At 41.8% G+C, this 13,044-nt stretch carries 14 protein-coding genes; 6 read left to right on the forward strand and 8 right to left on the reverse strand.

What is annotated here, in order from left to right; all coding sequences use genetic code 11:
- Positions 1 to 164: 164 nt before the first annotated feature.
- Entirely contained in the window at positions 165 to 1,088 is a 924-nt protein-coding gene (locus tag MSTHT_RS07935) for a UbiA family prenyltransferase (RefSeq protein ID WP_048167317.1), read from the reverse strand.
- Positions 1,089 to 1,337: 249 nt separating this feature from the next.
- Here MSTHT_RS07935 and MSTHT_RS15370 point away from each other — a divergent pair, with 249 nt between their 5' ends.
- The 3 genes from MSTHT_RS15370 to MSTHT_RS15380 are packed head-to-tail and all read left to right on the forward strand — an operon-like array spanning position 1,338 to position 2,634.
- The gene (locus MSTHT_RS15370; RefSeq protein WP_259274529.1) at positions 1,338 to 1,586 is read left to right on the forward strand and encodes a solute carrier family 23 protein; all 249 of its coding nucleotides are present in this window, start codon (positions 1,338 to 1,340) and stop codon (positions 1,584 to 1,586) included.
- Positions 1,577 to 1,945 carry a solute carrier family 23 protein gene (locus MSTHT_RS15375; protein WP_197071746.1) on the forward strand — a complete coding sequence of 123 codons (369 nt, stop codon included), beginning with the start codon at positions 1,577 to 1,579 and terminating at the stop codon, positions 1,943 to 1,945. The genes MSTHT_RS15370 and MSTHT_RS15375 overlap by 10 nt, the downstream gene beginning before the upstream one ends.
- Positions 1,942 to 2,634: an NCS2 family permease gene (locus MSTHT_RS15380; protein WP_197071747.1), complete on the forward strand. Its 693-nt coding sequence runs from the start codon at positions 1,942 to 1,944 to the stop codon at positions 2,632 to 2,634. Before MSTHT_RS15375 ends, MSTHT_RS15380 begins: the two co-directional genes overlap by 4 nt.
- A gap of 168 nt (positions 2,635 to 2,802) precedes the next feature.
- Here the strand turns inward: MSTHT_RS15380 and MSTHT_RS07945 are convergent, their stop codons facing one another.
- From MSTHT_RS07945 to MSTHT_RS07955, 4 genes are all read right to left on the reverse strand, one after another.
- Complete coding sequence (locus MSTHT_RS07945) at positions 2,803 to 3,417, reverse strand: acetate uptake transporter (RefSeq protein ID WP_048167318.1); 615 nt, start codon at positions 3,415 to 3,417, stop codon at positions 2,803 to 2,805.
- Positions 3,418 to 4,069: 652 nt separating this feature from the next.
- Positions 4,070 to 4,270 carry a DUF1059 domain-containing protein gene (locus MSTHT_RS07950; RefSeq protein ID WP_048167319.1) on the reverse strand — a complete coding sequence of 67 codons (201 nt, stop codon included), beginning with the start codon at positions 4,268 to 4,270 and terminating at the stop codon, positions 4,070 to 4,072.
- 128 nt (positions 4,271 to 4,398) lie between these two features.
- Positions 4,399 to 4,446 (reverse strand): sortase B protein-sorting domain-containing protein, encoded by a 48-nt coding sequence (locus MSTHT_RS15515; protein ID WP_148704626.1) that lies wholly within the window; start codon positions 4,444 to 4,446, stop codon positions 4,399 to 4,401.
- A gap of 12 nt (positions 4,447 to 4,458) precedes the next feature.
- Complete coding sequence (locus MSTHT_RS07955) at positions 4,459 to 5,793, reverse strand: L-lactate MFS transporter (RefSeq protein WP_048167320.1); 1,335 nt, start codon at positions 5,791 to 5,793, stop codon at positions 4,459 to 4,461.
- Positions 5,794 to 6,449: 656 nt separating this feature from the next.
- Here MSTHT_RS07955 and MSTHT_RS07960 point away from each other — a divergent pair.
- The 3 genes from MSTHT_RS07960 to MSTHT_RS07970 all read left to right on the forward strand — a co-directional run bounded on the left by MSTHT_RS07960 (position 6,450) and on the right by MSTHT_RS07970 (position 9,992).
- Positions 6,450 to 7,025 carry a gamma carbonic anhydrase family protein gene (locus tag MSTHT_RS07960; protein ID WP_048167321.1) on the forward strand — a complete coding sequence of 192 codons (576 nt, stop codon included), beginning with the start codon at positions 6,450 to 6,452 and terminating at the stop codon, positions 7,023 to 7,025.
- A gap of 190 nt (positions 7,026 to 7,215) precedes the next feature.
- Complete coding sequence (gene gpmI / locus MSTHT_RS07965; RefSeq protein ID WP_048167322.1) at positions 7,216 to 8,763, forward strand: 2,3-bisphosphoglycerate-independent phosphoglycerate mutase; 1,548 nt, start codon at positions 7,216 to 7,218, stop codon at positions 8,761 to 8,763.
- A gap of 266 nt (positions 8,764 to 9,029) precedes the next feature.
- A complete protein-coding gene (locus MSTHT_RS07970) occupies positions 9,030 to 9,992 on the forward strand; it encodes a beta-ribofuranosylaminobenzene 5'-phosphate synthase (protein ID WP_048167323.1) in 963 nt (320 codons plus the stop codon).
- A gap of 11 nt (positions 9,993 to 10,003) precedes the next feature.
- Here the strand turns inward: MSTHT_RS07970 and MSTHT_RS07975 are convergent, their stop codons facing one another.
- The 3 genes from MSTHT_RS07975 to MSTHT_RS07985 form a co-directional block, all read right to left on the reverse strand.
- A complete protein-coding gene (locus MSTHT_RS07975) occupies positions 10,004 to 10,942 on the reverse strand; it encodes a cation diffusion facilitator family transporter (protein ID WP_310572464.1) in 939 nt (312 codons plus the stop codon).
- A 147-nt stretch (positions 10,943 to 11,089) separates the two neighbouring features.
- Positions 11,090 to 12,106, reverse strand: coding sequence for a flap endonuclease-1 (fen, locus tag MSTHT_RS07980; RefSeq protein ID WP_048167325.1), 1,017 nt, complete (start codon positions 12,104 to 12,106; stop codon positions 11,090 to 11,092).
- 600 nt (positions 12,107 to 12,706) lie between these two features.
- Complete coding sequence (locus MSTHT_RS07985; RefSeq protein ID WP_048167326.1) at positions 12,707 to 13,009, reverse strand: hypothetical protein; 303 nt, start codon at positions 13,007 to 13,009, stop codon at positions 12,707 to 12,709.
- Positions 13,010 to 13,044: the final 35 nt, after the last annotated feature.

The following is a 13,044-nucleotide window of genomic DNA, read 5'->3' on the forward strand; positions in this document are numbered from 1 at the left end:
TAGCAAGTCTGTTAAAGATTTCGGAAAAGAAACCTTAAAACTAATAGAGAAATAGGGTTTTGAATTTTTTTCCCGGTAAATTTCCGGGGAATTGGATCGCTTTTTTTTTGGTAGACTGTGTTATCGTTTTTGCATTTGAGCATAGACCTCATTTCAGGTATACATTATGCCAAAAAAGCATTTGCAATTGCTCTCAGTCCGACAATTGAAGTAGATTCTCCATCCACAAGGATGGTTCTTTCGAGATTCTGGAAAGAAGTCTCTTCTTCGTCAGTTACAGTATAGTTCTGAATGCATATCAACCCGCATATGAAACTGTAGAGAACAATGAGAGGCTCAAAACCAAGAACTCCATTAATCAGAGCAATACCGAGTATCAGATGTGAGAGCAGGTGCAATCCGAAAAGAAAATTACGGGTATTTCGTGCCCCGAGAGTTACAGGAAGAGTTTTGATACCTGCAAGAGTATCTCCTTTGATATCTTTGAAATCATATATAGTAGAGTTGATAAAAAGTTTGACTCCAAAGAAAGTAAAAACCAGAACTACGGGTAGCATGCTATTACAGGCACTACCTGCAAGTCCTGAGATAAAAGCACCCCAGGTGAGACCTACAACAAAGTTTTTGACTCCAAGTCCACCTTTGAGTTTCAAAGTGAATTTTCCAATTGTAATTCCTTTACTGTAAAGGAAACCAATTATGAAAGGTAAGAATGCAAGTGCAAGCAGTCCTTCTTTTGCGAGTACATAGCTTCCTATTACAAAGGTAAGCATGGAAACTGCAATTCCTATTTCCTTTCTTGAGCCGCTTAACTCCTTCCGGTTTACAATATCTTCTTCAGAGCCGAGTGCCCTATCAAGTGTATATACACTGTAGATTACGAGTCCTCCCGCAATGCAGGTAAGTATACTTGAGTTAGTCTGAAGCAGGAGGAAAGCAATATGAATTCTTAGCGCGCCTGAAAACGCAACTAAAATCGAACTTTTTAAGAGTTTAAGTGTAGCATTTCTTTGCTTAAATTCGGGGGCATTATTTCGTCTGTACCTGAGAAATCGTTCAAATCTTCCGAAAAATACATTGGAGCTCATAAAATTAATACTGGACGACTTCCAAATATTATTTACTCGATATAAGATTTTTTGATGTGTCTAAGATATGAGGAATCAACTACGGTTTAGAGGAATGAACTAATATTAGTCGAATAAACTAACCGTTATTATAATGAAATTATTTTTCTCATTATTCCATAAAAAGATATTAACATACGTTATATAAGAAATCGTAATACTTGAAATCTCAAAATCAGTGAATTCAAATAAATTTACTGAGTGGCTCCAATGGAAACCCTGGAAAAGTTATTCAAATTACACCAGAATAAAACCGATCCTAAAACCGAGATTCTCGCCGGGCTGACTACTTTTGTAACAATGGCTTACATAATTTTTGTAAACCCCACTACCCTCAGCAGCAGAGGGATGGATTTCGGAGCTGTGATGGTTGCAACCTGTCTCTCAGCAGCAATCGGGACTCTCATTATGGGGCTGTGGGCTAATTACCCATTTGCCCTGGCTCCTGAATGGGATTGAACGCCTTTTTTGCATTTACTGTAGTTCTCAGCATGAATGTCAGCTGGCAGGCTGCCCTTACTGCGGTACTTATCGAGGGAATTATCTTCATCCTGCTAACTCTGACAAGATTCAGAGAGGCTGTAGTCAATGAAATTCCGAAGAACCTTAAAATTTCGATAAGTGCAGGAATAGGATTCTTTATAGCTTTTATCGGGCTTACAGGATCAAAGATTATTATTCAGGATCCTACCACCTTTTTAACTCTGGGAAACCTGAAGGAAACAACGGTGCTTCTTTCCATACTTGGCTTCACTATAATGATAGTGCTGCAGGCTTACAGAGTTAGGGGGCAATTCTATGGGGAATACTTGCAGTGACCGTTCTGGGGATGGTTCGTGGTATTGCAGAATTTCCTGACAGATTATTTTTAATGCCTCCTTCTCTCGCTCCAATAGCTTTCAAGTTTGATTTCTCGATCCTTACCAATCCCGACTTCTCTATTATCATGTTCGCCTTCCTCTTCACGGATTTTTTTGATACAGTGGGCACTCTGGTTGGAGTTTCCTCAAGGGCGGATTTCCTGGACGAGGAAGGAAAACTTCCCAGAGCCAGAGAAGCTCTTATGGCTGATGCCATAGCCACATGTGCCGGTGCAATTATGGGAACGTCTACAGTTGCTACTTACGTTGAAAGTGCATCAGGGGTTGAGGAGGGGGGAAGGACAGGACTTACTTCAGTTGTAGTAGCAGGATTATTTTTGCTTGCGATTTTCATATCGCCAATAGCAGCTGTTATTCCAGGGTATTCTACCTCTCCTGCCCTTATTGTGGTAGGAATTATTATGATTCAGGGCTTAAGAGACCTCGATTTTGAGACCTGGACCGAGGTTGCCCCTGCAGTAATTACCATTCTGATGATGGCATTCAGCTATTCAATTGCAGAAGGAATTGTCTGGGGCATAATTTCCTACACCGCGATAAAAATTGGAAGTGGAAAATTCAAAGATATAAGCTTAATCATGATTTTCCTATCTCTGATTTTCCTGTTAAAGGAAATATATCTTTAAGAAAATTCAAGAAAATGCTCCCCTGAAAGTTTTTTTATCTTGGGAAAATAGTCTTCAAACGAGAAACAGTCCAATAATAAAAATAAGGGATTACGAGAAATCCCAGCAGGCAACTGCCAAAAACTAACAACAGAAGGCAAAAAGCCCAGAGATAATGGAGTATAATTGTTATAAAGGAACTATTTTCTTTCCATACGCTTCGTTTAATACCTGACCGAGAGCTGTGTAGATTGCAGCGAGTCCTGTGAAGATTCCTTCATAACCAGCTATTCTCAGTATTCCAGCACCTGCCCCCTCGGCACCCAGGTAGTTTCCAGCTGCAAGCAGGAAGAACAGAATTGCAAGGGCTATAAAAACAACAGAGAGAGCCTTTGAGCCTTTGAGCGTACCTATGAACATGAAGAAGGTGAAAACTCCCCACATGAACAGGTATGCAGCAAATGCGAATGAGTCTGTAGCGAAGCCTGCAAAGTCTGGAGACTTAGGGAGCAGGACATTACCTACTAGCGTTAGCCAGAAAAGCCCGTATGAAGTAAAAGCAGTAGCCCCGAAAGTATTTCCCTTCTTCCATTCCTGGATTCCGGCAATGACCTGAGCCAGTCCACCGTAAAAGATGCCCATAGAAAGGATCATAGCGTTCATCGGATAGAAGCCTGCATTGTGTATATTCAATAGTACAGTCGTCATCCCGAAACCCATCAAGCCCAGAGGAGCAGGGTTTGCGGATAAATCCGTAATTTTTACATCACGAATGTTCATAACATCTTTAATATTTTGACTCATTGATTCAGATCCTCCTTCCCGTTAACCGGTGATTTAGCCTGAACTCCTAATGAAAAACTTATTTAGAGATATTAGACTGTTTTTAGGATCTGTTTTTTACCTCTTAAAAAGATATGTCATTGTTAATAGTTATAGAGTTTACGATACAGTCAAAAGAAAAAAAGCAAAGACCGGTCATTTGTTTGACTCATTAGGCAAATAAGGAATAAAATCTTTGTTTTAAGCCATAGTTTGCCCTGTAACAAGCAGCATAGAAATTGAAAAAAATGGGGGGAAATCGTTAATTTTACATCTTTGTCTGTTAACTGTTGAGTACTTGAAGATGGCTGCAAAGGCGGCTTCAGCAGCACAAAAACCACAGTTAAACCTGATACTGAAGTGTTACTTCACACTGAGAGGCATTAATATTATCCTCTCAGGGCATTTTTTGCCGCGCCTGCCATCAGATTTCCTGAGTCAGCACCTGCACTCCAGGCTGTGAAGATCAAGGCTATAGTTGCCGCAAAAAAGTCCATGGTGCTGAAGTAGCTACTGCAACTCAGGTGCAAAGATATAAGGAGTAAACGTTACTGGCTTTTTCTCCAGAAAATTCAAAAAGAAGAAGTCATAGCTCCAGAAATAAGCTGAAAAAATATAAAACTAGCCTTTGGCTTTATTCTTTGACCTTCACAGGTCTTATCTTTTCTTCAATCTTGCGTTCTGTCTCCTCGGAGATCTCTTTCATACCGTGCTCACTAGCCATGTGGACTTTAGCATGTTCCATAACTTCTTCCTTTGTCTTTGCCTGGACACGAAAGTCACATTTCTGCTCTAGATCTCTGCAGCAAAATAGCATATATTCAACATCTGGCATAAATATCCCCCAAATTCTATTTTAATAAATAATTTTTAAATGAATAACGTTTTCGATCAGCCCTTGCTAAATAAATCCCGAAAATTCTCGGATTTATCTAGCGATGTATATAATTTAACTTTACACTTTTATATTCTAAGCCTTTTTAACAGATATACGCCCGAAATTGTAAAAATAAAAAATGAAAATTAAATGGCAGACTCCTTTTTCTCACTCGCTGGAGCAGTCTTTGGGGCAGCTATTGCAGGTGGTCTCATCAGTACAAATGCTACTATAATGCCAAGTACTGACAGCACAGCGACATATGGGAAGACATTGATGTATCCACCCAGTATGTCTTTTGCCGCGCCCGCCATCAGATTTCCGATAATAGCACCTACACCATAAGCTGTGAAGATTAAGCCATAGTTGCGTGCATAATCTTTGGTGCCAAAATAACTGGCTGTGGCTGCGGGAGCAATAGCCAGCCATCCACCGAGACAGAGCCAGAGCAGTGAGAATGCAATTGCATACATATTGACCGATGCCGGATTGAGGTACACCAGCAGGGATGCGATTATAATAAGGACATATGATAAAATTGCGGCTCTTGATGGAGTAAGCTTATCCGTTAACGTGCCGAAGAGAGGTCTTCCGCCTGCGTTACAAATTGCAAACGGCAGAATGAGGTTAGTCATCAGCACACCTGCAGTTAGTTCATCTATGCCTGCATTGCCAGCAACCTCCATACCCGCGGGCTTCGCAACGCCTATAGCCATGAGTCCTGCAAGAGCACCTATAGTATAACAGACCCAGAGACCGATAAAGGTCTTGGTTCTTATCATTTCTTCTCTGGTAAAATCAACTTTAGAGATACCTCCTATCGGTGCAGGTTGAGTCCAGCCTCTCGGGCACCATCCTGCTGGTGGGAAGACAAGGAACATTGAAAGAATCACAATCAATGCAAGGAAACCGATTCCCAGGAGACGAAAAGTATTAAATATCCCAAAGTTTGCGGTCAATATATCCGCTGCCTTCCCGGTAACAAACGCAGAGAAACCAAATCCCAGCAGTGTAAGTCCTACTGCAAGACCTCTCTTGTCCGGGAACCACCTTGCGGAAGTTGTAATCGGGCAGCCGTAAGCAATACCAACGCCCGTACCTGCAACAAAACCGTATAGAATAGCCAGAGATATCGGCGAAGTCGCAAAAGATGCCAGAATCCAGCCTAATCCTACAATAACCCCACCGATCATTCCCACCTTTCTGGGTCCCATGCTTTCTATGTATCTGCCGACCAGCGGCATGGTTACCGCAAACATGGCTAGGGACACGATATACGGTAGCTGCATCTCAATTGCGCTGACCGTTAAACCAAAACCTCCAGCTGATACAGGATCTGTAAAGATTTTCCTTAATGGCACACTGAGTACACTATAAGCATAAACAGCACCCAGGCAGAGTTCAATAATGGTGCCGATGATAACTAATATCCATCGCCCCGATTCGGCGGGCATACCCAATACCTTGACATCATCTGCCATAAGTTTAACACCCCTGAAAGAAAATTATCTACTCTTTTTCTATGCAGGCAATAAATGTCGAAGACTTACGCAGTTGAAACAAAGAATGAACGGCATTAAACTTTTTAGCTGCCTAAAACGTAAACTGCGCTGTAATTTTGTTGTGTTTATCTTTGAATCTCGTGCGTAAATCCTGTATTAGCCTGATTAGCAAATACTCAGCCTGCTCAAAAACGGCATTCACAAGCCGTTTTTGATAGAAAATGTTAGCATAACACTAACCGATAAAAAAAAGCATAATCAGTAACCAGTAATTAAAATCCAAATCATAAGAATTTCATAACCCCAAAAATGGTTACTGGTATTTTACCCAGGCTGAATAGTTGCCTCTATTTAACGAGGATCTGTACAATTTAGTTTTGCCAATCCCCCATTATTTTACTCGGCTCCTCCCATATTTAAACTTGATGGATATTTATCAGGATTATTCATTATAGTATTAAAAGTTGATTCTAAGGGCTTACAGTATAGGCTTAACTCTCCAATTAATCAAAAAGCGTAGCAAAAGAAATATTACTGCCCTTCACATCGAATATTTAGAGGCATTTTCTTCAGGGAACTGGTACTGATAATGATTTTTTAAAAGAGATTACCAGAAACGGAGAGGGGTGGTTAATATGCTGAAGAGCAATCCAAAGACTTCGTGGAATAGCACAGAGCGCATGCCGACAGTATCGGCAACTGCTTATGTGGATGACTCAGCTATACTAATAGGGGATGTGAGGATTGGCAATAATGTATATGTCGCGCCTGCGGCTTCACTCCGGGCGGATGAGGCTTACCCTATTATTATAGGTGACGAGTGCAATATACAGGACGGCGTAATTTTTCACGGCCTTGAGGGTAGCTCAATTGAACTTGGAAAGCGCGTCTCAATAGCCCATGGAGCCGTAATTCACGGTCCTATTAAAATCGGCAATGATAGCTTTGTGGGTTTTAACGCAGTGGTGCATGCATCCACTCTAGGAGAGAGGTGCTTTGTAGCCCATGGAGCGGTAGTTATAGGCGTAAAGCTCGCAGATGGAAAGTTTGTGCCACCTACTACTTTAGTTGATACACAGTATAAAGCCGATGCGCTTGGACCTGTCCCGGATGACCTCAAACACTTCAATGACGAGGTAATCAAGATAAATAAGGAGTTTGCTGCCAGCTACGGTCTAAAGTCCAGAATGAGGAGAGTAGGGGTAAGATAGAGATCTTTTATTTCACTTGCTGGAATGATTTGCAGGCAGTTGTTGTTGCACCCAGAATACAATTAATTACATAGTTTAAGATATTACATATTTACATTATACAATAATTATAAATATACAATATATGATCATGCAATTATACAGGATTTCATAATAAGATATTTATGAACATATGTGGAATTTGCTTCATATGACTCAGGCAAAAAGACCTCTTATGCTTATTATTCTTGATGGCTGGGGCTACAGGGAAGCCAGAGAAGGAAATGCTGTTCTGGCAGCCAGAACCTCAAATCTTGACCGCCTGATAGAAGAATATCCCTCGTGCTTTCTGGAATGCTCAGGAGAAGCCGTTGGTCTTCCGGAAGGTCAGATGGGAAATTCTGAGGTAGGGCATCTGAATATAGGAGCAGGGCGAATTGTTTACCAGGATCTTACCCGCATAAACCTCGCTATCAGGAATGGAGATTTCTTTGAAAATCCGGCTTTTTTGAATGCTATCTCAAACGTCATAGAAAATGACTCAAGCCTGCATCTCATGGGGCTTGTCTCTTACGGAGGCGTTCATAGTTATATAACCCATCTTTATGCCCTTATCAAACTTGCAAAGGAGAAAAGGTTAAAAAAAGTTTATGTACATGCATTTCTGGATGGCAGAGACGTGCCTCCCAAAGCTGCTCTCAATGATATAAAGGAGCTTGATGCTTTTTGTAAGGAGAATGGGATTGCTAAGATTGCAACAGTATCAGGGCGCTACTATGCAATGGACAGAGATAAACGCTGGGACAGGACAAAACTTGCCTATGATGCCCTGACTCTGGGGGTTGCCCCATATAAAGCTCCGGATGCCGTTACTGCGGTTTCTGAAGCTTACAGCAGAGGAGAAACTGACGAGTTTGTGAAGCCGACTATAATCACGGATTCAGAAGGAAAACCCGAAACAGTCATACGTGATAATGATTCTGTGATTTTCTTTAATTTTAGACCTGATAGAGCACGGCAGCTAACCTGGGCTTTTGTAAATAAAGATTTTGAAGGCTTCCCCAGGGAAAAACACCCGAAAGTGTACTATGTCTGTATGGCTCAGTACGATGAAACTCTGAATTTGCCTATAGCTTTTCCACCTGAAGAGCTGAAAAATGTACTTGGTGAGGTTTTGAGCAAGCATGGGTTAACCCAGCTTCGGATTGCCGAAACCGAGAAGTATGCCCATGTGACTTTTTTCCTGAATGGAGGGCAGGAGAGATGCTATGAAGGAGAAGACCGCTGCCTCATCCCGTCCCCAAAGATTTCTACTTATGATCTCAAACCTGAAATGAGTGCATATGAAGTTACGGACGAAGTGATAAAAAGAATCAAAACAGGAAAATATGACGTGATAATCCTTAATTTCGCAAATATGGATATGGTAGGACATACTGGAGTTTTTGATGCCGCAGTAAAGGCTGTAGAAGCTGTAGATAACTGTGTGGGAAGAATTTCAGCGGTTCTGAGAGAAGTGGGAGGTGTAGCTCTTATAACTGCGGACCATGGGAACGCCGAACAGATGGAAGATTCATCTACCAATGAACCTCACACTGCACATACCTCAAATCTGGTAAGATGTATTTACGCTGGAAATCATGAAGTGAAGGCTCTTAAGAATGGAAAACTATGCGATATTGCGCCAACTCTTCTGGAAATTCTCAAGATCAAAAAACCGGAAGACATGAAAGGGGAGTCCCTTATAATAAAAGAGTAATTCGACAAAGAAAGGGTGTAGATATAGAATTAAGCAGAAAAAAGGCATATGAGTCCTTAGACGTCTATATTCTCTTCTGCCCCATCTACTATTCTCTTTTGCCCCTGCTCTCCTCCTTGCCCTTTTCTTACTTTTTATATCATTTTCACAAAAATTAGGTTTTGATAAGATAATTATTAAAAGATTAAATATCAGCAGCTATAATAAAAGAACACAAATAGTTCACAAGTCATGAAATTTAAATCCAGTACTGGAGTTTAACACTGATGATCGAGATAACTACCCCTTCCCGAATTCACATGACTCTTATTGATATGAATGGAGAGATCGGAAGAGTTGATGGAGGAGCAGGATTGACTCTTTCCTCTCCCAATATAAAAATTACGGCAGAAGAAGCCGAAGGCGAAGGAGTCATTATAGAAGGTCTGCAGGATTTTGCCGATCGAATGAAAAGAGCTGCAGAATCTCTGCTCCCTGAAGGGAAAGGAATTAGAATCAACGTAAAGGAAGTGTACCCAGCCCATGTGGGTTTTGGATCAGGGACTCAGTCTTCCCTGGCCGCAGCAGCAGCTGTAAATGAGCTTTATGGGCTTAATAAAAGTGTTAGAGAACTTGCAATTGCAGTAAAAAGAGGAGGAACTTCAGGTATAGGGGTAACTGCTTTTGAGAGGGGCGGATTCATAGTTGATGGAGGCCATAGATTTAAGGATAAAGGTGGTTTTATGCCGTCGGCTGCCAGTCCTGCACCCCCAGGACCCGTACTCTTTAGGGAGGACTTTCCTGAATGGGATATGGTAGTAGCAATCCCTAAAGATAAGGGAATGCATGACCAGGCGGAAATTGACACTTTCAAAAAATTTTGCCCTATCCCTATAGAGGAAGTCAGGGAGATCGCCCATGTCGTACTTATGCAGATGATGCCTGCCGTAATAGAGAAAGATATCGTGAGTTTCGGAGCCGCAGTGAATCATGTCCAGACTGTCGGGTTCAATAAGAGGGAGAGCCTTATCTGGCCTGATTTTGTAAAGAATATTGCTTCTTTCATGCGTAGCAGGAGTTATGGAGCCGGAGTAAGTTCCTTTGGACCTGTAGTATATTCCTTTGTAGACAATAAATCCGAAGCCAGGCAGCTCCAGGCAGAAGTTCAGGAAATGCTTAACGAATCCGTTGGCGGGAGTGTCATCCTTACAAAGGCAAAAAATACCGGTGCAGAGATATCCAAAGTCTAAAACCTTAAAATTCAGTGCGAGTGAGAAGGGAGATTGTCGTGCTCATGCTCAGACAGTCTGTGAAATGATTCCCCTGCTGAACCGAGTGGGTCCACGTGCACGACTACGTTGGAGAGATAATCCAGGCTGTGCATCATCCTGTGCCGTACCTCCACGGCAATTGCGTGCCCTTCTTCGACCGAAAGCATTGGGTCTACAGCAATGTTTACTTCTGCGTATAACCTGTGTCCTAGCCAGCGAACCCTTACCTCAGTAACATCTTTTACCTCTTTTACTTTTTTGACTGTCAGGTAGATTTCGTCAACAATATCCGGTTCTACACCATCAAGCATGCGGGAAAACACAGATTTGCCTGCATCCCAGACGATTTTAAGAATTGCAATTGTGATGAGAAATCCTGCTAGAGGATCAGCTACTGGATAACCCAGCCAGATCCCAAGTGCCCCTAAAAGCACGGCAAGGCTTGTAAAACCATCTGCCCGGGCATGGTAACCATCAGCCACAAGAGCCGCACTTCCAATCTCCTTTCCTATTTTGATTCGGAATCTCGCAACCAGCTCATTTCCAAGAAACCCAACAATAGAAGCTGCCATTACTCCTCCAAGAAACTCCACGGGCTGCGGGAAGAAAAATCTGGAAATTGACTCATAGGCTGCAACAACTGCGCTAAGAAAGATTAACAAGACAATTATCAGGCCTGCAAGATCCTCTACTCTGCCGTAGCCGTAAGTGAAACGCTTATTGGGTTTTTTTCTGGAAAGAAAAAAGGCGAGACCCAGAGGAACCGCAGTTGCGGCATCGCCGAAATTATGGAGCGTGTCAGCCAGAAGAGCTACACTTCCCGAGAACCAGAAAATGAAAACCTGAAAAAGGGCTGTGGCTATCAGCCCAACAAAGGACCATTTGACTGCATAAAGCCCCCTAGAGGTGGAGAGAAGCTCAGGGTCCACAACTCCATGAGTATGAGCACGCGAGTGTTCTTTCCGGGAAGTGTTCGGACCTGTTTTTATCTGTCTCAGACCTCCTTGACTGAAAATTTGAGATAAGATTTTATAAAAGAAAAATTTGGGACAAGGATGTTTCTGAATAAACCCTTTTCAAAACCACTGGTCAAGGGTCCTCTGTCGGGCTCCGGAGGTTGCTTTAAGCCGTTCTACAGCTTTTTCTACCCTGTCAACCGAGAAGTCGTGATCTTCACAAAGGAATTTGAAGAGCCTTTCAGAGTCAGGCTTACCCCACTTTATTTCGTAGTTGTCCGTTACTTCAGGATGGAGAAAAATTTCCCTGATTCTGTCCACAGCTTCGATCTCCACCCCTTTTTCACGGAGCACAGCGTAAATATCTCCATGCTTTTTAATAAGTTTGAGTGCTGTTTTAGGACCTACCTTTTCCAGTCCTTTGTTGTAATCCGTTCCCACACATATTGCTATATCTATGAGCTGCTCCTTGGTAATTTCCAGGGCTTTGAGAGATTCTTCCAGCTCAATTATCTCGGGCTCGACATCAACATAGACGTTTTTTCCGGGAAGCTTGCGTTTTCCCGTGATTGCCAGATTCCGGACGACAACCGGAGCTCCGAAAAGAAAGGAATCATAATCCTGTGATGCAACACAATTCGCATCTCCTTTAAGCACAATATGTGCAGCCTGCGCTTCTCCTTCACAGGGAGCCTGAACAAAAGGAATTCCCATAATATCAAGCAGGTACTTGGAATCTTCAATGATCTCCTCATTTACCTTTGAAGAAGCCTGAGCATACTTATAAGCTGATTTTAAATCTCCTGCAGCCTTTGCGCTTTCCCACTTCTCCCATGAAGATTCCCTTACTTCTTTCCTTTTATTCAGAGTTTCGGACTTGAGGTCAGGAGGCTTGCCGTCAAAAACAAAAAGAGGCTTGATCCCGGCTTCAACAAGGCTTGCTGTCCGGTAGAGCAAGCCTGAGAGATGAGAGGTTACTCTCCCTGTAGAATCGATCAAAGGAGTTCCATCCCGCTGGCGAATAATGCTCAAAAACTGGTGCAGTGCGTTAAAACCATCAATTGCAACCACCTGGTTTGCAAAATCCGAAAGCTTAGCTTTTCTCTTCTGGAGCAGGTCGCCTATATCTGTGCCCATGTTTTCCCTCGAGTATCTGAAGTTTCCCTGAAGTTTTAGAGCTTCCTTTAATTTCTTTTTTATTTCGTCTTTAATCTCTGGTTTTCAACTTTTCTTTAGAAAGCCAAGGTTAGGATGTAGATCAAGGGTTTTACTGCAGATCGATATCAAATCAGATAACTTTACCGCAATGCAGCACCCAACATTTTTTAGACAAGTTTTATTTTTATCACAGTTGTTTTATTCGTTGATCTATACGTCTTATAGGTGCAATAGTTTTATATTTACCGCGTATTTACGGTTATCCTGAACCTATTGAATGATAAAATAGATACTATTAGAAATAGCAACTGCTCAGGAGTAGAAGTGAAGTAATCAGATTTATGGAGTTTCAGTTCAATTCACGGACTGTTGCCTGAATTAATAGGAATACAGTCAAATTAACAGGATCTCTTAGTCAATTCTGAGGTTCAGATCAGGGATGGAACTTCAACCAGGTTACAGTGTTTATATCCACCAGACCTTCCTGAGAGATAATCAAAGCTATCCAGTATGGAAAAAGAAAAATACAAAATTTTAAGCCTTTACATGTACCTTAAAAGTCAAAATGTACCTTAAAAGTCAGGCATTAAGGTCAAGTCGAACATCGATCACTGAATCTTCATTTGCGTCTATTTTGGATATTGTCAGCAAATTACCATTTCTCTCCAGTAAGGTCGCTTTCGTTACCTGTACCTGGTGGCCATCCGTCTGTTTTATATTGTTGTTTTTATGGATAACCAGGAGCTTCTGTCCCCTCTCAGCTCCTTCCCCTATTTTCGACACTATGTTTTTTATGACCTGTTCAAAATCAGAATAAATCAAAATTTCCGATTTATTTGCAACCCTCTTGATAATGCCAATCGGTTCCAGATTAAGGTGCATATTAACTTTCCTTCTTAACCTGCTTACACAAGTAA

It is taken from the genome of Methanosarcina thermophila TM-1, from assembly GCF_000969885.1.
Lineage (GTDB): Archaea > Halobacteriota > Methanosarcinia > Methanosarcinales > Methanosarcinaceae > Methanosarcina > Methanosarcina thermophila.